The sequence below is a fragment of the Geomonas propionica genome (assembly GCF_016458235.1).
In the GTDB taxonomy this organism is placed as follows: Bacteria; Desulfobacterota; Desulfuromonadia; order Geobacterales; family Geobacteraceae; genus Geomonas; species Geomonas propionica.
In genome coordinates this window covers 178,488-201,367 of record NZ_JAEMHK010000004.1, presented here as the reverse complement: position 1 = coordinate 201,367, position 22,880 = coordinate 178,488, and the positions used below count along the sequence as shown (strand labels likewise).

The 22,880-nt window shown below is 61.1% G+C and carries 24 protein-coding genes; 20 read left to right on the top strand and 4 right to left on the bottom strand.

Going from position 1 to position 22,880, the window contains the following annotated elements; all coding sequences use genetic code 11:
* Nucleotides 1–3 precede the first annotated feature (3 nt).
* From JFN90_RS07365 to JFN90_RS07345, 5 genes are all read left to right on the top strand, one after another.
* Nucleotides 4–402 carry a hypothetical protein gene (locus JFN90_RS07365; protein WP_199394468.1) on the top strand — a complete coding sequence of 133 codons (399 nt, stop codon included), beginning with the start codon at nucleotides 4–6 and terminating at the stop codon, nucleotides 400–402.
* A gap of 263 nt (nucleotides 403–665) precedes the next feature.
* A complete protein-coding gene (locus tag JFN90_RS07360) occupies nucleotides 666–1,406 on the top strand; it encodes a DUF3793 family protein (protein ID WP_199394467.1) in 741 nt (246 codons plus the stop codon).
* 46 nt (nucleotides 1,407–1,452) lie between these two features.
* The gene (locus tag JFN90_RS07355) at nucleotides 1,453–1,743 is read left to right on the top strand and encodes a DUF2325 domain-containing protein (protein ID WP_199394466.1); all 291 of its coding nucleotides are present in this window, start codon (nucleotides 1,453–1,455) and stop codon (nucleotides 1,741–1,743) included.
* An 89-nt stretch (nucleotides 1,744–1,832) separates the two neighbouring features.
* Nucleotides 1,833–2,480, top strand: a complete 648-nt coding sequence (locus JFN90_RS07350; RefSeq protein WP_199394465.1) for a phosphatase PAP2 family protein — start codon at nucleotides 1,833–1,835, stop codon at nucleotides 2,478–2,480.
* 239 nt (nucleotides 2,481–2,719) lie between these two features.
* Nucleotides 2,720–3,166 (top strand): hypothetical protein, encoded by a 447-nt coding sequence (locus tag JFN90_RS07345; protein ID WP_199394464.1) that lies wholly within the window; start codon nucleotides 2,720–2,722, stop codon nucleotides 3,164–3,166.
* 296 nt (nucleotides 3,167–3,462) lie between these two features.
* Here the strand turns inward: JFN90_RS07345 and JFN90_RS07340 are convergent, their stop codons facing one another.
* Nucleotides 3,463–5,733, bottom strand: coding sequence for a Tex family protein (locus JFN90_RS07340; RefSeq protein ID WP_199394463.1), 2,271 nt, complete (start codon nucleotides 5,731–5,733; stop codon nucleotides 3,463–3,465).
* 215 nt (nucleotides 5,734–5,948) lie between these two features.
* Here JFN90_RS07340 and JFN90_RS07335 point away from each other — a divergent pair, with 215 nt between their 5' ends.
* The 8 genes from JFN90_RS07335 to JFN90_RS07300 all read left to right on the top strand — a co-directional run bounded on the left by JFN90_RS07335 (nucleotide 5,949) and on the right by JFN90_RS07300 (nucleotide 12,721).
* A complete protein-coding gene (locus tag JFN90_RS07335) occupies nucleotides 5,949–6,404 on the top strand; it encodes a deoxycytidylate deaminase (RefSeq protein ID WP_199394462.1) in 456 nt (151 codons plus the stop codon).
* Nucleotides 6,401–6,853 (top strand): transcriptional regulator NrdR, encoded by a 453-nt coding sequence (gene nrdR / locus JFN90_RS07330; protein WP_183348112.1) that lies wholly within the window; start codon nucleotides 6,401–6,403, stop codon nucleotides 6,851–6,853. Before JFN90_RS07335 ends, nrdR begins: the two co-directional genes overlap by 4 nt.
* A gap of 8 nt (nucleotides 6,854–6,861) precedes the next feature.
* Nucleotides 6,862–7,965 (top strand): bifunctional diaminohydroxyphosphoribosylaminopyrimidine deaminase/5-amino-6-(5-phosphoribosylamino)uracil reductase RibD, encoded by a 1,104-nt coding sequence (ribD, locus tag JFN90_RS07325; protein ID WP_199394461.1) that lies wholly within the window; start codon nucleotides 6,862–6,864, stop codon nucleotides 7,963–7,965.
* Nucleotides 7,966–8,100: 135 nt separating this feature from the next.
* Nucleotides 8,101–8,745, top strand: a complete 645-nt coding sequence (locus JFN90_RS07320; RefSeq protein WP_199394460.1) for a riboflavin synthase — start codon at nucleotides 8,101–8,103, stop codon at nucleotides 8,743–8,745.
* Nucleotides 8,746–8,881: 136 nt separating this feature from the next.
* Nucleotides 8,882–10,084 carry a bifunctional 3,4-dihydroxy-2-butanone-4-phosphate synthase/GTP cyclohydrolase II gene (locus JFN90_RS07315; protein ID WP_199394459.1) on the top strand — a complete coding sequence of 401 codons (1,203 nt, stop codon included), beginning with the start codon at nucleotides 8,882–8,884 and terminating at the stop codon, nucleotides 10,082–10,084.
* A 133-nt stretch (nucleotides 10,085–10,217) separates the two neighbouring features.
* On the top strand, nucleotides 10,218–10,685 hold the full coding sequence (gene ribH / locus JFN90_RS07310) for a 6,7-dimethyl-8-ribityllumazine synthase (protein ID WP_199394458.1): 468 nt from the start codon (nucleotides 10,218–10,220) through the stop codon (nucleotides 10,683–10,685).
* Entirely contained in the window at nucleotides 10,686–11,123 is a 438-nt protein-coding gene (gene nusB / locus JFN90_RS07305) for a transcription antitermination factor NusB (RefSeq protein WP_199394457.1), read from the top strand.
* A 290-nt stretch (nucleotides 11,124–11,413) separates the two neighbouring features.
* Entirely contained in the window at nucleotides 11,414–12,721 is a 1,308-nt protein-coding gene (locus tag JFN90_RS07300; RefSeq protein WP_199394456.1) for a homoserine dehydrogenase, read from the top strand.
* Nucleotides 12,722–12,914: 193 nt separating this feature from the next.
* Here JFN90_RS07300 and JFN90_RS07295 read toward each other — a convergent pair whose 3' ends face one another.
* The 3 genes from JFN90_RS07295 to JFN90_RS07285 form a co-directional block, all read right to left on the bottom strand.
* Nucleotides 12,915–13,463: a hemerythrin domain-containing protein gene (locus tag JFN90_RS07295; protein WP_199394455.1), complete on the bottom strand. Its 549-nt coding sequence runs from the start codon at nucleotides 13,461–13,463 to the stop codon at nucleotides 12,915–12,917.
* Nucleotides 13,464–13,466: 3 nt separating this feature from the next.
* On the bottom strand, nucleotides 13,467–13,925 hold the full coding sequence (locus JFN90_RS07290) for an iron-sulfur cluster-binding oxidoreductase (protein WP_199394454.1): 459 nt from the start codon (nucleotides 13,923–13,925) through the stop codon (nucleotides 13,467–13,469).
* A gap of 66 nt (nucleotides 13,926–13,991) precedes the next feature.
* Nucleotides 13,992–14,228, bottom strand: coding sequence for a hypothetical protein (locus JFN90_RS07285; protein ID WP_199394453.1), 237 nt, complete (start codon nucleotides 14,226–14,228; stop codon nucleotides 13,992–13,994).
* Between the two features lie 210 nt (nucleotides 14,229–14,438).
* On the opposite strand from JFN90_RS07285, the gene JFN90_RS07280 reads away from it, so the two are divergent.
* The 7 genes from JFN90_RS07280 (at nucleotide 14,439) to JFN90_RS07250 (ending at nucleotide 22,868) form a co-directional block, all read left to right on the top strand.
* Nucleotides 14,439–15,080 carry a peroxiredoxin-like family protein gene (locus JFN90_RS07280; protein ID WP_199394452.1) on the top strand — a complete coding sequence of 214 codons (642 nt, stop codon included), beginning with the start codon at nucleotides 14,439–14,441 and terminating at the stop codon, nucleotides 15,078–15,080.
* A 439-nt stretch (nucleotides 15,081–15,519) separates the two neighbouring features.
* Nucleotides 15,520–16,605, top strand: coding sequence for a 6-phosphofructokinase (locus JFN90_RS07275; RefSeq protein ID WP_199394451.1), 1,086 nt, complete (start codon nucleotides 15,520–15,522; stop codon nucleotides 16,603–16,605).
* 99 nt (nucleotides 16,606–16,704) lie between these two features.
* The gene (locus JFN90_RS07270) at nucleotides 16,705–18,696 is read left to right on the top strand and encodes a methyl-accepting chemotaxis protein (RefSeq protein WP_199394450.1); all 1,992 of its coding nucleotides are present in this window, start codon (nucleotides 16,705–16,707) and stop codon (nucleotides 18,694–18,696) included.
* A gap of 566 nt (nucleotides 18,697–19,262) precedes the next feature.
* Nucleotides 19,263–20,066 carry a 3-methyl-2-oxobutanoate hydroxymethyltransferase gene (panB, locus tag JFN90_RS07265; protein WP_199394449.1) on the top strand — a complete coding sequence of 268 codons (804 nt, stop codon included), beginning with the start codon at nucleotides 19,263–19,265 and terminating at the stop codon, nucleotides 20,064–20,066.
* Nucleotides 20,063–20,902, top strand: coding sequence for a pantoate--beta-alanine ligase (panC, locus tag JFN90_RS07260; protein WP_199394448.1), 840 nt, complete (start codon nucleotides 20,063–20,065; stop codon nucleotides 20,900–20,902). Before panB ends, panC begins: the two co-directional genes overlap by 4 nt.
* Before the next feature lie 4 nt (nucleotides 20,903–20,906).
* Entirely contained in the window at nucleotides 20,907–21,311 is a 405-nt protein-coding gene (gene panD / locus JFN90_RS07255) for an aspartate 1-decarboxylase (protein WP_183351179.1), read from the top strand.
* A gap of 315 nt (nucleotides 21,312–21,626) precedes the next feature.
* Complete coding sequence (locus tag JFN90_RS07250; RefSeq protein ID WP_199394447.1) at nucleotides 21,627–22,868, top strand: amidohydrolase family protein; 1,242 nt, start codon at nucleotides 21,627–21,629, stop codon at nucleotides 22,866–22,868.
* Nucleotides 22,869–22,880: the final 12 nt, after the last annotated feature.

Sequence of the window (22,880 nt, the reverse complement as noted above, 5' to 3'; positions counted from 1 at the left end):
GTCATGGAAATTCGAGTGGAGCAGATGAACGAGGTGGCGCGCGCGGAGTTTGTCGAGAGGCTGGACGCGGCATTGATGCGCGACCTGAGCGACTACTACAAGATCGGACGGGACCAGCGCCTTGAGTTCCTGACTGCCGCGGTCGAACTGGCGGAGAACAAAGGGTTCAAGTCGGAACAGGGCGTGGCTTCGTACGTGCTGGCCCTGTGGTACCTGGACATCGACTTCGAGGAGAAGAGTTCCGCGCTGGAGTCGCTGCTGACTTCCCCTCTACCTGAGGTGCGTCGCGTACGCGCACTCAACCTGTGGGTGGAGACTGTTCTGGGTGACCCAGACAATATCGCAGCCGCTGATGATGCTCTGAGGAGATCACTTCAGCTCACTGAGCCTTGGGGGCACTGACAGTAAAAGTCTGGGGCTCGGCTTCTGCCGCACGGCAGAGGCCGGACCTCCTGGCAATGAGAGTCTCACCTTCAACCATCGCCGCCCTTAACATCCGCAAAAAGCATCCTTCCGAAATTAGCTGTTGACATCAGTCATCAACTTCTTTATAAAACTGATAACGGTTTTCATTATCGCGAATCAGTTCGGGTGAGTGATCTGTTGCCAGTGCGGATAAGCTGCTGAGAGATTGCAGATTCAATGTCAGGGACTGTGGAGGGGGCATGAACGGTTTGGTCGGAGTTAAAGACGGTCTTTTAAACGGCGTTGATGCCCCTGGCGCTACCCTTAAATCCAGGGCTGCGTGGCAGGATTTCGCCGGGCTCTACCCGACCGACGAAGAATGTCTCGCCTCCTTCCTGGCGCTGGAACTTGCCGAGGTGCTGCAAGGGGCCAAGCCAGCGAACCTGGTCTGCCTCACCAACAAGCGCCGCTCCTGCGGTCGCAACCTCTACCTCCTCTGGAAAGAACATGGCGCCCCGCTTCTTGAAGAGAGCGGGCTCAAGGTGCGGGTTCTCGACGACCGCGGCTCTTCGATCCTGCTCCTGCTCTACTCGCAGGAGGCCCTCGGCTCCCTCATCGCTCAAAAGAGTGTGCGCATCATCCTGGGGAAAGCGGGTTACCGCGACGTCGACCACTTCGACGGCGTTCTGGACGAACTGGCGACGCGCGTGACGGGGGAGGGCTTCCCTCACGAAATCGGCGTGTTCCTCGGTTACCCGCTGAAGGACGTCATCGGCTTCATGGGGTGGGCGCCGCTTGCCTTCACCGTGCAAGGGCCGTGGAAGATCTTCGGCAAGCCGGAGCAGAGCCTGCGCCTGGCCGAATGCCACCGCGAGTGCCGCAGCAGGATGTCGCTGCTGCTTGCTTCCGGTTGCAACCCGCTGGAGTGCCTGAAAAACAGCATTAACGACGCCGCTGATTCGTACCAGCAGCACGGCGCCCCTTTTTTGGCAGCATCGTGAAAGTGAATATCAAAGCCGAGGTGCGGACGCCTCGGAGGAGGGCAAGATGTGCATAGCTCTGATCGGCGGAATGGATCGCTTGGGAAAACACTACCTCGAGGAAGCGGAACGTGCCGGGGTGAAGCTGCAGTTTTTCAGCACCTCGGAAACCAACATAGCGGCGAAACTCAAAAAGGCAGACGCCATGGTGATCTTCACCAACAAGGTTTCCCATCGCGTGAAGATCGAGGCGATGCAGGTGGCGAAGGCAAATAACATCCCGGTGCTGATGGAACATGCCTGCGGCGTCTGCACCTTCAGGAACTGCCTGCAATGCCTGGCTCACAACTGTCACTAAGGCAGATGCTGCAAATTCGGCTTCATATTGGACCGCATCTGTGTTAGGTGTAGCCGTGTTCGACATCACGCCGCTGCACCAGGATCTGCATGACCGACGTTTCTGACAGGACATCCCGCAATCTGGCGCTGAGCGGGGCGCTGCTGGTCCCGTTCACCGTCCTTTGCGTCTGGTACCTCGATGTACCGCTTGCCACTTTCGTCACCGACTACCTTTACGCCAACCGGCACTGGCGCTTGGTCACCTCCGACCTTCCCGACCTGCTGCTTGCGGTAGTGATCGTCGCCACGGCCGGCTCTTTTTTCTTCTACCTCTTGCGCTCGGAGAAGGGGATCCTCGACCGCGCCACGCTTCTGGCCAAAGAGGTACTCTGGCTGGCACCCGCCTCCTATCTGGCCAAGGCACTGCTGAAGGTAGCCTTCGGCCGTTCCAACACGCGCTACTGGCTCACCAACCCCGGTGCCTACGGCTTTCACTGGTTCCAGATGAAAGAGCACTGCGAGGGTTTCCCGTCCGGCCACATGCTGGTGATCGTCGCCCTTTTGGCTGCCGTTTGGCGCTTCTATCCCGAAGCCCGCACCCTTGGCATCCTCGTCTCCATCCTGCTTGGAGTTGCCCTGATCGCCACCAACTATCACTTCCTGAGCGACGTTGCCGTCGGCGGTTACCTCGCCATCGTTCTCGAAGTCATGATCGCCCGCCTGCTTTTTTGCCGCCGCGGTACCGCGGCAGACTGAGCGGGGCAATCCCGTACTGCCGCGCCCAGTGAGCCTTCCCTTAGGGTTTTTTCCCTTGCATCGCCGGCCGAAATCCCTTATATTTCAACAGCACATCGAAGATATCATGAACGCTTAAACCAACGATACGTAAGCAGATGAGCGGGGAGTGCCGCCGCGATCAGATAACGCATGGAAAGGGTTTAGCCGCCGACGGTTAAGCCCTTTTTGTTTGAGCATAAAAAGGTCAGGGAGGCCCAATGGAAAGAAGAGCTTTAACGGCAGGAGACATGGTGGAATCGCAATGCACGCGTTGCAAGGCACTGCTGAACCACACCATCGTGGCGATGGTGGCGGGGCAGGTAGTCCGGGTAAAATGCAACACCTGCGGCAGCGAGCACAACCATCGTCCCGCGAAAGAACCAAAGGCCGCCACCGTGAAGGGAGCAAAGGCTGAAAAAGAGGCAAAGGCCCCGCGTACCAGGGCTGCCAAGGCACCGGCGATATCGGACGAAGCAATCTGGGAGGACATGATCCGTCCTTTCGACCCGGATCTCGCGACAGCCTACAGCATGGAAGGAAAGTTCAAGACCAACACGCTGATCAGCCATCCCACCTTCGGGACCGGCGTCGTGGCGTCATGCCAGGCAGGCAAGGTCGAGGTCGTCTTCAAGACCGGCCGCAAGCTTTTGAGAAGCGCCTGCTAACGGCGAATAAGTAGCGAGAACAAGAAAAGGGGCTGTCGGATCCATTCCGGCAGCCCCTTCTTGTTTAAAAAACAAACCATTGGCCACGGCTTGCGGACCGAAGCGCGTTAGCGCGTAGGTTCGAGAAAATCTGAGGAAATCTGAGAAAATCACAAACGTGACAGGGCTCAAGTCAGTGCATCATCGTTCCTTGTCAGCCGATTCAGAAACGGGACACGAAATGAAAGATCTTGAGCAATAAACAGGTTTGCTCCTCTCAGATGTTCTCAGATTTTCTCCGTGGCCAATGGTTTTGATTATTTCTTAATCCTGAACCCGGCGCGCTCCCACCCGGAGACATCGTTGGCAGGCTTTTGCTCCTTCGCCTTCGGTTGGTTCTTCGGCGTCGCGTTCTTCTGTGCCTGCTCCGGTGCGGCCTGCTTGATGGAGAGCGAGATCCGCTTGGCCTGCGGGTCCGCGGAGAGTACCTTCACCTTGACGATCTCGCCCACCTTGACCGCCTCGTTGGGGTCCTTGCAGTAGCGGTGCGACAACTGGCTTACGTGCACGAGTCCGTCCTGGTGCACGCCGATGTCGACGAAGGCGCCGAAGGCTGCCACGTTGGTGACCACCCCCTGCAGGATCATCCCCTCTTTCAAATCCGCTATGGTGACCACGTCATCCCGAAACGCCGCAGTCTGGAACTGCTCGCGCGGGTCGCGCCCCGGCTTCTTCAACTCCGCCAGGATGTCACGCAGGGTAGGGAGGCCGATGCTGTCGGTGACGTAGCGCTCCAGCTTGATACCGCCACTAAGGGCGGGGTCGGAGGCGAGTTGGGCCACGGTGACGTTGAGATCCGCCGCCATCCGTTCGACGACCGCGTAGTTCTCCGGGTGCACCGCGGTGTTGTCCAAGGGATTTTCTCCGCCGCGAATGCGCAGGAAGCCTGCCGCCTGCTCGAACGCCTTGGGGCCGAAGCGGGCCACCTTCAGGAGCGCCTGCCGGGTCGGGAAGGCCCCGTTCTCATCGCGGTGTTTCACGATGGCGCGTCCCTGGCTTTCGGAGAGACCGGAGACGTAGGAGAGGAGTGCCCAGGAAGCGCTGTTCAGATCCACGCCGACGTAGTTGACGCAGGATTCCACCACCGCGTCCAGCGCCTTTTTCAACAGCGACTGGTTCACGTCGTGCTGGTATTGGCCGACGCCGATGCTCTTGGCGTCGATCTTGACCAGCTCCGCTAGCGGGTCCTGCAGCCTGCGGCCGATGGAAATGGCGCCGCGGATGGTGAGGTCGAGTTCCGGGAACTCCTCGCGGGCGATGTCCGAGGCCGAGTAGATCGAGGCGCCCGCCTCGTTCACCATGACCGTTTCGGCCTTCACCCCGGCCGAACGCAGCGCCTCGCGCACGAATACTTCCGTCTCGCGGCCGCCGGTGCCGTTGCCGATGGCGATCAGGCGCAGGTCGTGACGCTCCACGAGCCGGACCAGCTCGGCCCCGGCGCTCTCTGCCTTGGGCCCGCCGGTGTGCGGGTAGATGGTGGTCTGCTCCAGGAAACGTCCGGTGTCACTGATGGCGGCGAGCTTGCACCCGGTCCGCAAGCCGGGGTCGACGCCGAGTACGCGCCGTCCTCCAGCCGGGGGAAGGAGCAGCAGGTTTCTCAGGTTCTGCGCGAAGACGGCGATGGCGGCCTCGTCGGCCCTGGTCTTCGCCTCGAGCCTCAGCTCCACCTCGATGGACGGCGCGATGAGCCGCTTGTAGGCGTCCGCCGCGACCGCTTCCAGCACACCCTTGAAAATGCTTTCCCTCTTGATCAGCCCGCCCTTCAGGCGCGCCACGATCTCCTCTTCCGGCGCGAGCAGGGTAAGACGCAGCACCTCTTCCTTCTCGCCGCGCCTCATCGCCAGCATCCGGTGTGACGGTATCGTTTTGAGAGGCTCCTGGTACTCGTAGTACATCTTGAACTTCCCTTCCCGGTCGGCGCCTTCGCTTAAAAGCTGCGCGGAGAAGATCCCCTGTTCACGGGTCAGGTCGCGCACCATGGCGCGCCGGTCGGCGTCCTCGGCAAGCTGCTCGGCCAGGATGTGCGAGGCTCCTTCCAGTGCGGCGGCCGCGTCGGGGACTCCCAGGTCCTCGTTGATAAACGGTGCCGCGGCAGCCGCCGCCGAGCCGGCGGTGAGTTCCTGGGCGAGGACCAACTGGGCCAGCGGCTCCAGGCCGCGCTCGCGCGCGATGGTCGCCTTGGTGCGACGCTTGGGCTTGTAGGGGAGATAGAGGTCTTCGAGTTCGGTCTTTTTGCGGCAGATTGCGATGCGCTGTGAGAGTTCCGGGGTCAGTTTCCCCTGCTCCTCGATACTCTTCAGCACGGTCGCCTTGCGCTCGGCCAGTTCGCGGTGGTAGTTGAGCAGGTCCTCGATCTCGCGGATCTGCACCTCGTCCAGTTCGCCGGTCTGTTCCTTGCGGTAGCGCGCGATGAAGGGGACGGTGCCCCCCTCGTTCAAAAGCGCCACCGTCGCCAGCACGCCGCCGCGCGGCAATCCGCTTTCTTCTACAACTATTTCAAGTAACTGTGCTGTATCTGTCGCGTGCATGTTCAATCTCCTCAGGAAAAAAGAGGTACTTCTTACACTCTTTGGCCGCACTGGGCAAGAACTTTCCAGTCCGTTGCACCGGGGAGAGCGACCGGCCCAGTACGGGAAGCGCTGCCGCCACTTCATGAGAACCCGCGGCCATGTTCTTTCACGCCGCTTGACCGGGCCAGCGAAAACGGCTATTCTGGCCAAATTTCACATGAGAGGGGCTCGTTATGGTGCGTCCGAGTTGGGATGAATATTTCATCGAGATCACACGCCTGGTTGCCAAGCGTTCCACCTGCCTGAGGAGGCAGGTCGGCGCCGTCCTGGTGAAGGACAAGAACATCCTGGCGACCGGCTACAACGGCGCGCCTTCCGGTACCGCCCACTGTCTGGATATCGGCTGCCTCCGCGAAAAGATGGGGATCCCCTCCGGCGAGCGCCACGAACTCTGCCGCGGCCTGCACGCCGAGCAGAACGCCATCATCCAGGCCGCCAAGCACGGCACCTCTATAGAAGGGGCGACCCTGTACTGCAACACCATGCCCTGCATCATCTGCTCGAAGATGGTGATCAACTCCGGGATCAAGCGGGTGGTCTACCTCTCCGGCTACCCCGACCAGCTGGCCGAGGAGATGATCCGCGAGTCCGGCATCCTGGTCGAGAAGTACGAGGAGCCGCAGCCATGAAATGTCCCTTCTGCAGTTTCAGTGACAGCAAGGTGGTCGATTCCCGCCCCGATAAGGGAGGCGCCGCCATCCGTCGCCGGCGCGAGTGCGAGTCCTGCGGCAAGCGTTTCACCACCCACGAGCGGGTCGAGGAAGTGCTCCCCCTGGTGACCAAGCGTGACGGCCGGCGTGAACCGTTCGACCGTCTCAAGCTGGTGAACGGCCTGCAGAAGGCCTGCGAGAAGCGGCCGGTTTCCGTGGAGACCATCGAGAAGCTGGTGGACCGCCTGGAGACCCGCATGCAGGAGAGCGGCGAACGCGAGATTCCCACCACCACCCTGGGCGAGTGGATCATGAACGAACTGCACGGCATCGACCAGGTCGCCTACGTCCGTTTCGCCTCCGTGTACCGCTCCTTCAAGGACATCAACGAGTTCATGGTCGAGCTGCAGGACCTCCTGAAAAAATAAAGGGAACCATGTCCGGAGAGCATCTCAAAATGATGCGCCTGGCGCTGGCCGAAGCCAGGAAAGGCGTGGGCAAGACCGCTCCCAATCCGGCGGTCGGCTGCGTCATCGTGAAGGACGGCGCCGTGGTCGGCAAGGGGTGGCACAAAAAAGCGGGGACGCCCCACGCCGAAGTGCATGCCTTGCGCGCGGCCGGAGCTCTCGCCGAGGGCGCCGACGTCTACGTGACCCTGGAGCCCTGCTCCCATTTCGGCAAGACTCCTCCCTGTGCCAAGGCGCTCGTCGAGGCCCGGGTCGCGCGCGTCTTCGTGGCCATGGTCGATCCCAACCCGCTGGTATCCGGCCGGGGCATCGGCATGCTGCGCGAGGCCGGCATAGAGGTCGAGGTGGGGCTTTTGGAGGCGGAGAGCCGGGAGCTGAACCATCCTTTCATCAAGTGGATCCAGACCAGGCGCCCCTACGTGGTGCTGAAGAGCGCCCTCACCCTGGACGGCATGAGCGCCACGGTCAGCGGCGATTCCAAGTGGGTCACCAGTGACGCCGCGCGGCGCGAGGTGCACCGGTTGCGTGGCAGGTTGGACGCCATCATGGTCGGCGTCGGCACCGTGGTGAAGGACGATCCGCTTTTGACCTGCCGGGTCCCCGGCGGCAAGGACCCGCTGCGCGTCATCGTGGACTCGACGCTCAGGATCCCACGCCACGCCGCCCTGTTCAGCTTGAAGTCGCAGGCGCCGACCGTCATTGCCACCTGCTGTGACGATCCGGCGCGGGTCGAGGCGGTGGTGGCGCACGGCGTCGAGGTGCTGGTCTGCAAGGAAAAGGAAGGCCGGGTGGATCTCGATGACCTCCTGGCGCGGCTAGGCGAGCGCGGCGTGCAGTCCGTCCTCTTGGAAGGGGGGCACCATCTCGCGGGCGCCTTCGTGCGGGGCGGGCTTATCGACCACTGCATGTTGTTCCTGGCGCCCAAGTTCGTCGGCGGCGCCGGCACGGGGCTCTTCGCCGGCGAGGGCGTGCAGCTCATGGCGGACGCCATCAAACTCGAAGAAGTGAAAGTAAAGCGCATCGGCGTCGACCTGCTGGTGGAAGGAACGCCGGTAAAAAAGCAAAACCATTAGCCACGGAGAAATTCGGAGAACATCGGAGAAAGACGAAAAGCCTGGAAAGGCTGTAAAGTTTTACACCTTCAAAAGGTTTTGCTTCTCTCAGATTTCCTCAGATTTTCTCCGTGGCCAATGGTTTAAGAGGTTTTGATGTTCACAGGTCTCATAGAAACAGTAGGCGAACTGGTCTCCATCGAGCGCCGCGGCGCGTCGGGGAGCCTCACGGTCAAGACCTCGCTCCCCCTGGACGAGATCAAGATCGGCGACTCCATCGCCATCAACGGCGCCTGCCTCACCGTGGTGCGCAAAGGAGGCGGCGCCGTCACCTTCGACGTCTCCCCCGAGACCATCGACCGCACCGCCTTCAAGAACTTGAAAAGCGGCGCGCCGCTCAACATGGAACGCGCCATGCGCCTGTCCGACCGCCTGGACGGCCACCTGGTCTCCGGCCACGTCGACTGCGTCGCCACCGTCACGCAACGGCGCGAGGTGGCCAACAACCTCGTCTTCACCTTCCGGTTCCCGCCGCAGTTCGCCAAATACATAGCGGCCAAGGGATCGGTCGCCATCGACGGCATCAGCCTCACCGTCAACGAGGTCGGCGCGGACAGCTTCAGCGTCAACATCATCCCGCACACCGCGGCGAAGACGACCCTCATCTCCAAGCGGGCGGGGGACGAGGTGAACATCGAGACCGACCTCCTCTGCCGCTACCTGGAACGTCTCCTCGCGGGAAGGGGAGCAAACGAAGGCGGGGTCACCATGGACCTCCTGGCTAAAAACGGCTTTATCTAGCTGCTTTTGCTTCCACTTGGACGAAAATTTTGATATGGTCAACGCCCTAAGGTTTGTTGTCCAACCAAATCGGCGCGAGCGACCTGTGGCAAGGCCGCTTCTGCAACCCGATACTGAACGAGGAGAGGTTACATAAATGTCTGTTGCAAGCATCGAGGAAGCCATTGAGGAGATCAGAGCCGGGAGGATGGTGATCCTGGTGGACGATGAGGACCGCGAGAACGAAGGGGACCTCACCATGGCGGCCCAGTGTGTGACCCCGGAGGCGATCAACTTCATGGCGCGGTTCGGCCGCGGCCTGATCTGCCTCACCATGACCGCGGAGCGCTGCGACCGCCTCGACCTGCCCCCGATGGTGCAGGACAACACCTCTTCTTTCGGCACCGCCTTCACCGTTTCCATCGAGGCGAAGAAGGGGGTCACCACCGGCATTTCCGCCGCCGACCGCGCCCACACCATCCTGACCGCGGTGGCGCCCGGCGCCCAGGCCTCCGACCTGGCACGCCCGGGTCACATCTTCCCGCTGCGCGCCAAAACCGGCGGCGTTCTGGTCCGCTCCGGTCAGACCGAAGGCTCGGTCGACCTGGCGCGCCTGGCCGGCCTCGAGCCTTCTGGCGTCATCTGCGAGATCATGAACGAAGACGGCACCATGTCGCGCATGCCCGAGTTGAAAAAGTTCGCCAAGGAGCACGGCATCAAGGTCTGCACCATCGCCGACCTGGTGGCATACCGCCTGAAGCACGAATCGCTGGTGCGCCGCTCCGTCGACGTGGCGCTCCCCAGTTCCTTCGGCAACTTCCGCGCCATCGCCTTTGAAAACGACATCGACAAGCTCGAGCACCTGGCGCTGGTCAAGGGCGAGGTCAAAGGGGACGAGCCGATCCTGGTGCGCGTGCACTCCGAGTGCCTGACCGGCGACGTGTTCGGTTCCGTGCGCTGCGACTGCGCGGAGCAGCTGCACGCCGCAATGGAGCAGATCGAGAAGGAAGGAAAGGGCGTCATTCTTTACATGCGCCAGGAAGGGCGCGGCATCGGCCTCACCAACAAGCTGAAGGCCTACGCGCTGCAGGACCAGGGGCACGACACCGTCGAGGCGAACCTGGCACTGGGGTTCAAGGCCGACCTGCGCGACTACGGCATCGGGGCGCAGATCCTGGTCAACCTGGGCGTGAAGAAGATCCGTCTGATGACCAACAACCCGAAGAAGCTGATCGGTCTGCAGGGCTACGGCATCAACATCGTCGAGCGCGTCCCCATCGAGATCAAGCCTTCCAAGGCCAACGAGAAATACCTGAAGACCAAGCGGGAGAAGATGGGTCACCTGCTGGAAAATATTTAAAACAGATAAAGATTAAGACTAAGACTAAGATCCAGGAACCCCATAACCTCAGGCTGTGGCTCCGTGAGCCTTATTCTTTGTCTTAATCTCAATCTTTGTCTTAATCTCAATCTCGATTTTCACTGGAGTTACTATGCCTAAATATTTAGAGGGAAAGCTGAACGCAGAAGGGCTCAAGGTCGGCATCATCGTCGGCCGTTTCAACAGCTTCATCGGGGAGAGGCTCCTCGAGGGCGCGCTGGACGCCCTGTTGCGCCACGGCGGCGATGACCAGAACATCACCGTGGCACGCGTGCCGGGTGCCTTCGAGATCCCGCTGGCCGCGCAGAAAATGGCGCAGACCGGCAACTACGACGCCCTGATCTGCCTGGGCGCCGTGATCCGCGGCTCCACCCCCCACTTCGACTACGTCGCGTCCGAAGTATCCAAAGGGATCGCCCATGTCTCCCTGGAGACCGGCATCCCCGTCGCTTTCGGCGTGCTGACCACTGACACCATCGAGCAGGCGATCGAGCGCGCCGGCACCAAGGCCGGCAACAAGGGCTTCGAGGCCGCCGTTACGGTGATCGAGACCGCAAACCTGTTCAGGGAGATGAAATAATTGACCACACGCAGAGAAGGTAGAGAACTGGCGCTGCAGGCGCTCTACTCCAAGGACCTGGTGACCCAGGACCCGAGCAGCACGCTCAAACGCATCGTCGAGAGCTTCGGAGAGGGTGAAGACCCGACCCTGTCGGCCAATTCCAAGGCGTACGCCTTCGCGGCCGAACTGGTGAACGGTGTTGCCAGCCACCTCCAGGAGATCGACGGACGCATCGCCGAGAAGTCGAAGCACTGGAGCATGGCCCGCATGGCGCGCGTGGATCTGAACATCCTGCGCCTGGCCGTGTTCGAGCTGTTGTACCGCCCCGACATTCCGAAGAACGTCACCATGAACGAGGCCATCGAGGTAGCCAAGAAGTTCGGCGCCGACGATTCCGCGTCCTTCGTCAACGGCATCCTGGACGAGATCGCCTCCACCGTGACCGACAAGGAATAACCGGGTAAACCCCAAAGAAATTAACAGGGATAAAGGGGATAAAAGGGATACACCCACCCCAGGGATACCAAGTCCGACCAGGATCGAAATCGCCAACGAGCGATGCTGACCGGTTAGGCGACAATGCCGGCCCAACGTCCCCCCCTTTGCGAAGGGGGGACAGGGGGGATTTGCTTCAGCGCAGATTTGCCTGAGGGCCGATTTGCTTTAAGTCGTTATCCCTTTGATCCCTTTTATCCCTGTTCGAAACGCCTTTGCTTTTAAATTCTGATATCGATCAAAGAGGGATTATGGAAGAGATTAAGGTAGGCCTGCTAGGTTTCGGCACCATCGGTGCCGGCGTCGTAAAGCTGCTCAAACAAAACTCCGCCCTCCTCACTGAGAAGACCGGTGCCCGGATTTCTCTGAAAACCATCATCGACCTGGATGTCACCACCGACCGCGGCGTCTCCACCGAGGGGATCACGCTTTCCAGGAACGCCGACGACGTCTTAACCGACCCCGAGATCTCCGTCGTGATCGAACTGATCGGCGGCTATGAGCCCGCCCGCAGCTTCGCCCTCAAGGCGATCGCCAACGGCAAACACGTGGTCACCGCCAACAAGGCGCTTCTGGCCGTGCACGGCGAGGAGATCTACGCCGCGGCCAAGAAGAACAACGTCGAGGTCCTCTTCGAGGCGGCGGTAGGCGGGGGCATTCCCGTCCTCTCCGCCATCAAGGGGAACATGGCGGGCAACCGTTTCTCCACCGTGCTCGGCATCGTGAACGGCACTTGCAACTACATCCTCACCAGGATGACCCAGGAAGGCGCCGACTTCGCCGAGGTGCTGAAGAGCGCGCAGGAGCTAGGCTACGCCGAGGCCGATCCCACCTTCGATATCGAAGGGGTCGACACCGCGCACAAGCTCTGCCTGCTCCTGTCGCTTTGCTTTGGCACCAGGATCGACCTGAAGGACGTCTACTCCGAAGGGATCACCTCGATCACCTCCGAGGACGTCGACTTCGCCCACACCTTCGGCTATCGCATCAAGCTGCTCGCCATCGGCAAGATGGACGGCGGCCAGATAGAGGCGCGCGTCCATCCCACCATGATCCCGATCGACTACCCGCTGGCCGACGTCCATGGCGTCTTCAACGCCATCAGGCTCACCGGCGACTTCGTCGGTCCGGTCATGTTCTACGGCCGCGGTGCCGGCATGGAGGCCACCGCGAGCGCCGTGGTCGGTGACGTGGTCGATCTCGCCCGCAACCTGTGCGCCGGCATCACCCGCCGCTGTACCCCGCTTGGTTTCCTGGACGAGAACGTCACCACGCTCCCGATCAAGCCCATCGGTGAGATCATCAACAAGTACTACATCCGTTTCCAGGCGCTCGACCGCCCCGGCGTATTGGCCCGCATCGCCGGTGCCCTGGGTGCGCGTGGCATCAGCATCGCCTCCATGCTGCAGAGCGCCAGGAGCGCCGACGAAGTCCCCATCGTGATCACCACCCACGAGGCGCGCGAGGAGGACGTGAGGAAGGCCCTGGCCGAGATCGACACCTTCGAGGTGATCCGCGCCAAGAGCACCTACATCAGGATCGAAGACAACCTCGAATAATAGGGCGTCAGCAATGGTAAAAAAAAGGGCGGAGTCAATGACTCCGCCCTTTTTACGTTTATACCCGGAACACAGAGTACCCGGAGGTCCACAGAGGACACAGAGGGAAGCGATTCGGGGGGGGACCAAAACCTGTTTCTTACTCTGTGTCCTCTGTGGCCTTTCTCCGTGTCCTCTGTGTTCCGCTTTAGGTTTACCCCTTCTCGTACTTCTCCACGACCTGACGGTAGTGCTCCTCGAATCCTGCTTCGGATTTCTCCTCCGCCTTCTGGTACCCGGCGGTGATGCCGCGGCGCACGCCCTCGGGCAGGATCCGCTCGGCGAGCGGGTAGAGGATATCGTCCTCCTTGGCGATGTGATCGCGCAAGAGATCGAGGTATCCTCGGGCGTTGGCGACGATCGCCTCTTCCTGCCCCGCCTCGCCCTTCAAGGCCCTCGTTGCCGCCTCTTCCATCGCCTTCACGTAGGCGCGCCCGAGATCATGCTCCATCAGCATGGCCGCTACCGGGCTGTTTTCCCGCGGCATGCCGTTGGCCACCAGTGCTTCGAACAGGACATCCTCCTCCTTGGCGTGGTGGAAACGGTCGGCGTAGTTCCTGATGAAGTCCACACCGTCCAGGTAGAACTGGTAATCCTTGAAGCTTCCTTCCTCGGTGAGCCGTGCGTTTCTTTCCAAAAGGGCGAGCATGCGCAGGATCAGCTGGTGCTCGTCCTTGAGCCTTTGGGTGATGTCCTGTTTCATGGCCTAGTTTCTCCTCTCCCCGTTGATGCCGATGATCGCGGTCTCCAGCGGGATCTCCTTGCCGGACTGCGCCAGCGCCTGGCGCACCATCACGTCGAGGCCGCGGCAGCAGGGGACTTCCATGATGGCGACCGTGATGCTCTTCACGTTGTTCTCGCTGAAGATCCGGGCCAGCTTCTCCACGTAGGGGGTGCTGTCGTCGAGTTTCGGGCAGGCGATCGCCAGCGCTTTACCTTTCAATAGGTCGCTGTGGAAGCTCCCCAGGGCGAAGGCCACGCAGTCGGCGGCGATCAGAATCTCGCTGTCCTGGAACCAGGGGGCGGTGGGCGGGACCAAGTGCAGCTGTACCGGCCACTGCCTGAGCTCGGAAGCCGCCTTCACGGTGTTCTCATTCTCGGTTGCCTCGTTCCTTTCGATAACCCTTGCCATGCTGCCGGGGCAGCCGCATCCTGCATGTGCCATGTTCGTTTCTCCCTTGTATATGGTTCTGTTCGTTGTGGTTGTGACGTGCGTGCCGTTTCGATTTCGCTAGGCGACCTTGCGATTTTCCTCTTTTGCCGCCAAATAGTCATTTATTTCATTTTCCACCGCCGCTTCCTGCTCCTGCGTGAGACCGTGAATGGAGACCACGTCCTTCAGGAGGCAGATGCCGACCTTGCAGGTGACGCATCCGATCTCGTAGCGGTTCAGGATCTCCCCGATCTCCGGGTGAGTCGCTATCACGTTTTGAATCGCCGTATCGCCCAAGCCGTTTTTGAATTCCATCTGCTTCCTCCCGTGTTCTTGATGATCTGACAATACCCCTCCCGCTCCAAATTGTTTATGACCTGGGTCAAAAAGATGCGATTGTCTGAATCTCTGCTTTCGGGGCGGAATTGCGGAGAAACATTGACGTTTTGGCGGATCCGCGTAGAATGGAACGCTGGCGCGGCGGCCAAAAAGCGGCGGTCGCGAGGAAAAAATCGGAGGTGCGTCATGGAACAGGACCTCAGATCTCAGATCGAACGACTGGAACAGGGCAAGGGGCTGGCGCCGGAGGTGAAGGCACAGTTGGAGCGCGCCTATGCGGAGATCGCTCAGAAGGTGATAACCGCCAAGGTTCCCAAGGCGGGTGATCTCGCTCCCGACTTCGTCCTTCCCAACGCGGTGGGGATTCCGGTGGCGCTGGCGGATGCGCTCGCGCACGGACCTGCCGTCGTCACCTTTTACCGGGGCATCTGGTGACCTTACTGCAGCCTTCAGTTGAGGGCATACCAGAAGATACTTCCGGAGATACTGCAGCGGGGCGCCTCGCTGATGGCGATCTCGCCGCAGAGTCCGGACAAGTCGCAGGCGACCTTGTTGAAGAACTTCTTGCAGTACGAGGTGCTGAGCGATCTCGGCAACGTGGCGGCGCGCAGTTACGGCCTGGTGTACCGCCTTCCCGACTGGGTCCAGGGTCTCTATAAGGACTGGGGGGTAAACCTTCCCGAGTTCAATGCCGATGAGTCATGGGAGCTCCCCATGCCCGGCACCTTCGTGGTGGGGCATGACGGGAAGATCATCACGAGCTACGCCGACAGCGACCCCAGAAACCGCCTGGAGCCCCAGGCCATCCTCGACGCGCTGAAAGCTTAATCAACAGCAAAGGCTCTAACGCAGAGGCGCAGAGCCGCGGAGGCGCAAAGGGAAAAACAACAACTTGTGTGGCAATCAAGTGCTTTCAAAGCGTTATTAACGCAAAGCCGCAAAGTCGCAAAGGAAACCTTTAGTCAGTTTGGTTGTCTGCTTTGCGTCTTTGCGCCATCTCGTCTTTGCGTTAGAGGCTTGAGTTTCTGTATTTTTTAGTTTGTTTACCTGCTTTGCGCCTTCTCGTCTTTGCGCTAGCGATTTGAGTTTTTAAGCTTTTTTAGTTTGTTTGCCTGCATTGCGTCTCTGCGTCTTTGCGTTAATAAATGCAGTTCGTTTCCCGTTTTTTGTCATTCCAGTTTTTTCTGCTTTGCGTCTGGCGCCTTCGCGTCTTTGCGTTGAAGCTTTCCGGTTTTAGAAGTTTTCGATTTTCTTTCAGGGGGGAACAATGGCCACGAAGATAGGCATTTTGACCGGCGGCGGGGACTGCCCGGGGTTGAACGCGGTGATCAGGGGGGTGGTGAAGTCTGCAGTCGGACGCGGTTGGGAGGTGGTCGGTATCGAGGACGGCTTCGATGGCTTCCTCCACCAGGAAAAATGCCGCCCGCTCGGGCTCGAAGAGGTGCGCGGCATCCTCCCCCGCGGCGGCACCATCCTCGGCACCTCCAACCGCGGCAACCCCTTCGCCTTTCCCATCATGCGCGAGGGGAAGGTGGAACTGGTCGACGTCTCCGACGAGGTCCGCTCCCGGATCGTCAACCTCGGCCTCACCGCCCTCATCGTCGTGGGCGGGGACGGCTCGTTGAAGATCGCCCAGGAGATGATGAGGCGCGGCATCCCCATCGTGGGCGTCCCCAAGACCATCGACAACGACCTCATGGAAACCGACGTCACCTTCGGCTACAACACCGCCCTGGAGACCGCGACCGACGCGCTCGACAAGCTTCATTCCACCGCTGAGAGCCATCACCGGGTCATGGTGCTCGAGGTCATGGGGCGCTACGCCGGCTGGATCGCGCTCGAGTCCGGCATCGCCGGCGGCGCCGACGTCATCCTCATCCCGGAGATCCCCTACGACATCGAGAAGGTGCGCGACGCCATCATCGCGCGCTGCAAGCGCGGTCGGCGCTTCAGCGTGGTGGTGGTCGCCGAAGGGGCCTATGCCAAGGGAGGGGACCGCGTCGTCAAGGAGGCCGCCGGCGGCAAATCGGTGGTGGAAAGGCTGGGCGGGGTAGGGGAGGCGCTGTCCCGGGAATTGGGGGGCGTGCTGGAGATGGACATCAGGGTGACAGTGCTCGGCCATCTGCAGCGCGGCGGCACTCCTTCCACCTTCGACCGCTGCGTCGGCAGCAGGTTCGGCGTCAAAGCGGTGGAACTGGTCGAGGCCGGTGCTTTCGGCCAGATGGTCTGCCTCAAGGGGCGGCACATCACCTCGGTCCCCATCGAGGACGCCGTCCGAAGCCTCAAGTTGATCGATCCCTCAGGGGAGATGGTGCGCCATGCCGAGGCCTTGGGGATCATGCTGGGACGCTAGCTTAAGGATATGGTTGACTTTGGCTAATGTCTGGATTAGACTGCGAAAAATTTCTCCGGCCGTACCCAGCGGCGAAGAACGCAACGAGGTGGCTTACCTATGAACAACCCGATCGCCGGAGCCAACAGGAGCCAGCTGTACGCGCTTGCCGGCTTTTTTCTCGGGGCCATGGCCCCCCTGGGATGGATCGTCCTGCGTCTTTTGATGTTCTCCGACCCCAACCTCCCGATTTCCGCACAGATTTTCTCCGAAATGACCCACAGCGCGCAGGGGATGGCGCTCTACGTCTACATGGGCGTCGGGACCGCGGTGGTGCTGTCCGTGGTCGGCTTCTTCATCGGCAGGGCCATCGACGAACTGCATCAAAAGGGCGAAAAGCTGGACCAGCTGGTCCAGGAAGTGGACGGCCAGAAGAAGCTCTTCGAAAACCGCTACAAGGTCCTGGACAACAACATCAAGAACTTCCACAAGATCGGCAGCCGGATCCAGAAGGCGGTTCGCAGCGACGACGTGCTGGCACTCTGCGTGGAAGGGCTGCACGAAGTGCTGGGGTACGAGCGGGTCAACGTGCTCCTGGTCGACCCCGAGCGCAAGAACCTCTACTTCGCCGCCAGCGCCGGCAATGATAGCGTGGTCGGGCCCGAGGTCACCGTTCCCCTTGACCCCCGTGCCGGCGTCATCTACAAGACTTTCGTCGAGAAGCAGGTCTTCTTCGTGGAAGACATCTCCAAATACCCCGCCGAGTACCTGCTGCAGTCCCCCTACGACAGCATCGAGCCGCTGCGCTCCTCGACCTTCATCCTCTGCCCCATCGTCCTCAAGGGCGAGACCATCGGCGTGTTCGGCCTCGACAACAAGAAGAGCCACCGCGCCCTCAACGATACCGACGTCGACACGATCCGCCTCTTCGCGGACCAGGCCGCCGCGGCCATGATGCGCATCAGCCTGTTGCAGTCCATCGACCGGCTCACCCTGGAACTGGGCAGGACCTTCTCGGATCTGTCCCAGAGAAGGGATAATTTCTCCTCCAACCTGTACCGCCTGATGAACGCGGCCGAGTCCCTTTCCGGGGGCGCCCTCAAGATCGACGCCGCCAGCCACGGCGTCATGGAGTCGGTGGACAACGCCAGCGCCTCGGCGGCCCAGATCTCGGTAGCCACCGACCAGATCACCCAGAACATGGATGCGCTCTCCGACTCCGTGTACAAGTCGGTCTCGGCTATGGAGCAGATCACCTCGACGCTCAGGCAAGTGGAGAAGAACACCGGGCATTCCCACTCTCTTTCCAGCCGCGTCAACGATCACGCCGAACAAGGGACACGGATCGTGCAGGAGACGGTGGGCGCCCTGGCGGAAATCCAGCGCTCCGTCGATCTCTCTTACGAGGGGATCAAGCGCCTGAGCGCCAACAGCGGCAGGATCGAAGGCTTCGTCAGCGTGATCAACGACATCACCAAGAGAACCAACCTCCTGGCGCTCAACGCCTCCATCATCGCCGCGCAGGCCGGCGAGTACGGCAAGAGCTTCGGCGTGGTCGCCGACGAGATCAGGAACCTCTCGCTGCAGACCGGCCTTTCCACCGGCGAGATCACCGGCATCATCGAGGAGATCATGTCCGAGTCCCGCATCGCTGCGGACAACGTGACCAGCACCAAGGAACTGGTCAAGAAGGGGGTCAAGCTTGGGCAGCAGACCGGCGCCTCCCTGGGGAGCATCCTGGAAAGTTCGCAGAAAGCGCTGGACATGACCGAGCAGATCAAGCTCGCCACCGAGGAGCAGGCGGCCAGCGTGCAGTTGGTGACCCGTTCCATCGAAGATGTGAGCGCCATGACCATGCAGGTTTTCAAGGCGTCCAAGGAACAGGGGCAGGCGACCAAAGCCGTGGCGCGCGCCCTCGAGGACGTCAAGGAGATGACCCACGACATGGTCAGCGCGGCCGGGCGGCAGAGCGTTGATAGCGGCGAGGTCAAAGGGAGCATCGACTACGTCACCAAGATGGCCGAGGCGATCTTCGACGGCATCGAGCAGCGCCAGCAGGAGAGCAGCCAAGTGGTCAGGGAGCTCGAGCAGATCAGGGCGAGCGCCGAGTAAATACTACAAGCGGTTACGCGAAAGACGCCAAGTATGCGCGATGATCGCAAAGAGAATCTGGTCGGTTGGTTTTCCCCTTCCTGTGATTTTCTTTGTTTCCTTGCGGATACTTAGCGTGCTTCGCGTAACCGCTTTTTCTTTGTTGCTTCTCCTGTTTTTTAGAAAAGTCTGGACTTTTTCGAAAGGGTTATGTTAGTTTCTAACGGCGTTTGGCCCGCTATAGATAAGTGGAGCCGCCAAGAACGCCGACAACAGTACATACCGCCTGGATTTCGCGAGGAACCGGTACGGGAAGCGATAAGCTGAGCAGGACTGCGCCGCAACTACGTGCGCACTGTCCTTTTTACAGCGTCTTCCTCACCGGAGACGTTTTTTTTTGCCCGCGAGGCGGGCCGGGAACATCCGACGTGGCAAAGGCCGGGTGCCCGGCACGCTCCGGTACCTCGTTTTGTTCACCCGTATACAAAAATGGGGACGTTGACAGAACGCAAGCGACCCGCTGTCGGGGCGAATAATTATTCGCCCATGCCTTTCCCTACCGTTACCACCAAGGAGCCGACTCGAAGATGCAAAAAGCCAAAACCGTTCTCGACTTTCACAAGATGAAGGCGGAAGGGGAAAAGATAACGGTCCTGACCAGCTACGACTTCCCCTTGACCGGCCTGATCGACGGCGCCGGCATCGACATGATCCTGGTCGGGGATTCCGTCGGCGTCGTGGTGGCGGGGCATGACAACACGCTCCCGGTCACCATGGAGGACATGATCTACCACACGAGGGCCGTGATGCGGGCGCGCCCCAAGGCCTTCGTGGTCGCCGACATGCCCTTTCTCTCCTACCAGACCGACCTGAAGAGCGCCCGGCTCAACGCGGGACTCCTGGTGAAGGACGGCGGCGCCGCCGCGGTCAAGATCGAGGGTGGCGTGAACGTCGCCGAAACCATCGCCGCCATCACCGCGATGGACATTCCCGTCATGGCGCACATCGGTCTCACCCCGCAGTCGCTGCACCGCATGGGTGGCTACAAGGTCCAGGGCAAAGGCGACGCACAGGCGGAAAAGCTCATCGAGGACGCCCGCGCGGTCGAGGCGGCCGGCGCTTTCGCCGTGGTGCTGGAAGGAATCCCCATGGGCCTTGCCCAGCGCATCACCGAGGAACTCACCATCCCGACCATCGGTATCGGCGCCGGTCCCCATTGCGACGGTCAGGTGCTGGTGATCCACGACATCCTGGGGCTGTGCAGCAAGTACTCCCCGAAGTTCGTCAAGCGCTACGCGGAGCTCGCCCCGATCATCGGCGAGGCCGTCGCCAACTACATCGCCGACGTCAAGGGCGGCGCATTTCCCGAAGAGAGGCATTGTTTCAAATGATAGTCATCGAAAGCGTCGCCGAGATGCAGCAGTTCGCGCGGCAAAGGCGGGGCGAGATCGCCCTGGTGCCCACCATGGGGTACCTGCACGAAGGACACGCGTCCCTCATGGTGGAGGCGCGCGGGCGCGCCAAGACTGTCGTGGTCAGCATCTTCGTCAATCCGACCCAGTTCGGCGTCAACGAGGACCTGGACAGCTACCCGCGGGATTTCGAGCGCGATATGAAGGTCGCCGCTGCGGCCGGAGTCGACGTCATCTTCGCTCCCAAGGCCGCCGACATGTACCCCGCCGGCTACCAGAGCTACCTGAACGTGGAAGGGCTCACCACCGAGCTTTGCGGCGCGAGCCGCCCCGGGCATTTCCGCGGTGTGACCACCGTGGTCGCCAAGCTCTTCAACATCGTGATGCCTGCCGTCGCCATCTTCGGCAAGAAGGATTTCCAGCAGCTCGCCGTGATCCGGCGCATGGTGCGGGACTTCAACTTCGACGTCGAGATTGTCGGCATGCCCATCGTGCGCGAGGCTGACGGCCTGGCGCTGAGTTCCCGCAACGCGCGGCTCACCCCGGAACAGCGAGAGCCGGCACTTTGCCTCTCCCGTTCCATCGCCGCCGCCCGTGACGCCTTCCGGGGCGGCGAGAAGAGCGTCGCCGTCTTGAGGGATAAGGCGCTGGCATTGATCGAGCGGGAGAGCGCCGCGGAGCTCGATTACCTGGAGTTCAGGGATCAGGACACCCTGCTTCCGTTGCAGATAGCCGATGAGAGGACGCTGCTCGCACTGGCCGTGCGGGTCGGCTCAGTTAGATTAATTGACAACACTGTACTTGGGGAGGAATAAGAATATGGACAGGAAGATGCTGAAGAGCAAGATCCACCGCGCCACCGTCACCGGTGCCGACCTGCACTACGAGGGGAGCATCACCATCGATCTCGACCTCATGGAAGCCGCCGACATCATCCCGTACGAGGCCGTCTGCATCTGGGACGTCACCAACGGCAGCCGTTTCGAGACCTACGCCATCGAGGGCGAGCGCGGTTCCGGCGTGATCTGCATCAACGGCGCGGCGGCGCGTCTGGTTGCTCCGCAGGACCTGGTGATCATCGCGAGTTTCGTCAACATGGAGAACGCCGAGGCCATTGCCCACGAGCCCAAGCTGGTCTTCGTCGACGAAAAGAACAAGATGCTCCCCACCCGCAAGGAAGCCGCCGGCCAGGCCACTCTGAAGAGCGTGCACTGGAAGAACTAGCTGCCGATCGATTAGCACAATTGGGGACGCTGATGGAAACGTAATTCGTCAGCGTCCTTTTTCTATGGCCCATCCCGGCTGGTGCCGAGTTTAAAAGTTGCACTCGAACCCGCGTCCCCCGCTTTTGCAAAGGGGGAGCCTGCCCCCCGTAGCCTTGGCGAAGGGGGGACAGGGGGGATTTGCCTTCGGGTGGATTTGCCTCCAGGAAGTTCGCTTTAATCTCAACTACCTGCTAAAATATGCTCCTATGGTTTCCTCTGAGACCTCCGTGCTCCTCCGTGTCCTCTGTGGTTCTTTGCTTGGCGGGGTTTTCGAATGAGAATATACGCTGCATCCTATCTGCTCCCCATTTCCTCTCCGCCCATAGAGGGCGGTGCGCTCGCCGTGAAAGACGGGCGCATCGTCGCGGTCGGCAAGCTCCACGAGCTGCGGGCGCAGTTTTCCGCGCCGGTCACCGACCTGCACGAGTCGGTGCTCATGCCCGGCATGGTGAACGCGCACACCCACCTTGAACTGACCCATTTCCCGGCCTGGAAACTCAGGAAGGAACTCGACTACCTCCCCAAGCGCTACGTGGAATGGATTCAGCAGGTGGTGAAGATAAAGCGGAGCCTGGAGCCGGGAGACTTGGAGCACTCGGTCCGGGAAGGAATGCGGCTTTGCGTGGAATCCGGCACCACCGCGGTCGGCGACATCCTCTCCGACCTCTCGCTGGTTCCGCTGTACCGTGACACCGCGCTTGCCGGGAGACTGTTCCTGGAAGCGATCGGACACGACCCCTTACTCTGCGACACGCTGGTGGCGCGGATGGAGGCGACGCTGGAGAACTTGCAGGGGGGGCTTCTCCCTGGTCTCTCCCCGCACACGCCCCACACCGTTTCCGCCAAACTCTTCCGCTGCCTGCAGGATCTTTCGCTGAAGATGGGCGCAGTAAAGGCGGTGCACCTCTCCGAGACGGCGGCAGAAGCCGCTTTCATGCACGACAGCACCGGCGACATTGCCGAACTGCTCTACCCGATGGCGCACTGGGAGCAGTACCTGCCGCACCCGATGCGCACCACCTCGACCCGCTACCTGGACGAGTTGGGCGTGCTGGATGCAGCCACCCTGGCGGTGCACGCGGTCCATGTCACCCCCAACGATGTCGCCATCCTCAAGGAGCGCGGCGTGAGTGTCGTGCTCTGCCCGCGCAGCAACGACCGTCTCTTTGTCGGCTGCGCTCCGCACAAGCTGCTCAAGGAAGCCGGTCTGCCGCTGGCGCTTGGCACCGATTCGCTGGCCAGCAACGATTCGCTTTCCCTCTGGGATGAAATTCATTTCCTTCAGCAGATCGCCCCCGGCGTCTTCACCTGCCAGGAACTCCTCGTCATGGCAACCCTCGGCGGCGCGCGGGCGCTGCGCATCGATGGCGACACCGGATCGCTCGAGCTCGGCAAGCGCGCCGATTTCCTGGTGCTGGGCGGTTGCAACGTCGACGCCGGCGCCGGCATCGAGGCAACCGTTCTGGCCCGGGGACGCCTGGAGCAGGTTTATCTCGCCGGAGTGCCTCTGCAGTAATTCTCCCGGCCT

What these genes read in the sequence shown, in the direction of transcription:
- JFN90_RS07365 (WP_199394468.1), top strand. Translation starts at nt 4, where the DNA reads ATGGAAATTCGAGTGGAGCAGATGAACGAGGTGGCGCGCGCGGAGTTT.
- JFN90_RS07360 (WP_199394467.1), top strand. Translation starts at nt 666, where the DNA reads ATGAACGGTTTGGTCGGAGTTAAAGACGGTCTTTTAAACGGCGTTGAT.
- JFN90_RS07355 (WP_199394466.1), top strand. Translation starts at nt 1,453, where the DNA reads ATGTGCATAGCTCTGATCGGCGGAATGGATCGCTTGGGAAAACACTAC.
- JFN90_RS07350 (WP_199394465.1), top strand. Translation starts at nt 1,833, where the DNA reads ATGACCGACGTTTCTGACAGGACATCCCGCAATCTGGCGCTGAGCGGG.
- JFN90_RS07345 (WP_199394464.1), top strand. Translation starts at nt 2,720, where the DNA reads ATGGAAAGAAGAGCTTTAACGGCAGGAGACATGGTGGAATCGCAATGC.
- JFN90_RS07340 (WP_199394463.1), bottom strand. Translation starts at nt 5,733, where the DNA reads ATGCACGCGACAGATACAGCACAGTTACTTGAAATAGTTGTAGAAGAA.
- JFN90_RS07335 (WP_199394462.1), top strand. Translation starts at nt 5,949, where the DNA reads ATGGTGCGTCCGAGTTGGGATGAATATTTCATCGAGATCACACGCCTG.
- nrdR (WP_183348112.1), top strand. Translation starts at nt 6,401, where the DNA reads ATGAAATGTCCCTTCTGCAGTTTCAGTGACAGCAAGGTGGTCGATTCC.
- ribD (WP_199394461.1), top strand. Translation starts at nt 6,862, where the DNA reads ATGTCCGGAGAGCATCTCAAAATGATGCGCCTGGCGCTGGCCGAAGCC.
- JFN90_RS07320 (WP_199394460.1), top strand. Translation starts at nt 8,101, where the DNA reads ATGTTCACAGGTCTCATAGAAACAGTAGGCGAACTGGTCTCCATCGAG.
- JFN90_RS07315 (WP_199394459.1), top strand. Translation starts at nt 8,882, where the DNA reads ATGTCTGTTGCAAGCATCGAGGAAGCCATTGAGGAGATCAGAGCCGGG.
- ribH (WP_199394458.1), top strand. Translation starts at nt 10,218, where the DNA reads ATGCCTAAATATTTAGAGGGAAAGCTGAACGCAGAAGGGCTCAAGGTC.
- JFN90_RS07300 (WP_199394456.1), top strand. Translation starts at nt 11,414, where the DNA reads ATGGAAGAGATTAAGGTAGGCCTGCTAGGTTTCGGCACCATCGGTGCC.
- JFN90_RS07295 (WP_199394455.1), bottom strand. Translation starts at nt 13,463, where the DNA reads ATGAAACAGGACATCACCCAAAGGCTCAAGGACGAGCACCAGCTGATC.
- JFN90_RS07290 (WP_199394454.1), bottom strand. Translation starts at nt 13,925, where the DNA reads ATGGCACATGCAGGATGCGGCTGCCCCGGCAGCATGGCAAGGGTTATC.
- JFN90_RS07285 (WP_199394453.1), bottom strand. Translation starts at nt 14,228, where the DNA reads ATGGAATTCAAAAACGGCTTGGGCGATACGGCGATTCAAAACGTGATA.
- JFN90_RS07275 (WP_199394451.1), top strand. Translation starts at nt 15,520, where the DNA reads ATGGCCACGAAGATAGGCATTTTGACCGGCGGCGGGGACTGCCCGGGG.
- JFN90_RS07270 (WP_199394450.1), top strand. Translation starts at nt 16,705, where the DNA reads ATGAACAACCCGATCGCCGGAGCCAACAGGAGCCAGCTGTACGCGCTT.
- panB (WP_199394449.1), top strand. Translation starts at nt 19,263, where the DNA reads ATGCAAAAAGCCAAAACCGTTCTCGACTTTCACAAGATGAAGGCGGAA.
- panC (WP_199394448.1), top strand. Translation starts at nt 20,063, where the DNA reads ATGATAGTCATCGAAAGCGTCGCCGAGATGCAGCAGTTCGCGCGGCAA.
- panD (WP_183351179.1), top strand. Translation starts at nt 20,907, where the DNA reads ATGGACAGGAAGATGCTGAAGAGCAAGATCCACCGCGCCACCGTCACC.
- JFN90_RS07250 (WP_199394447.1), top strand. Translation starts at nt 21,627, where the DNA reads ATGAGAATATACGCTGCATCCTATCTGCTCCCCATTTCCTCTCCGCCC.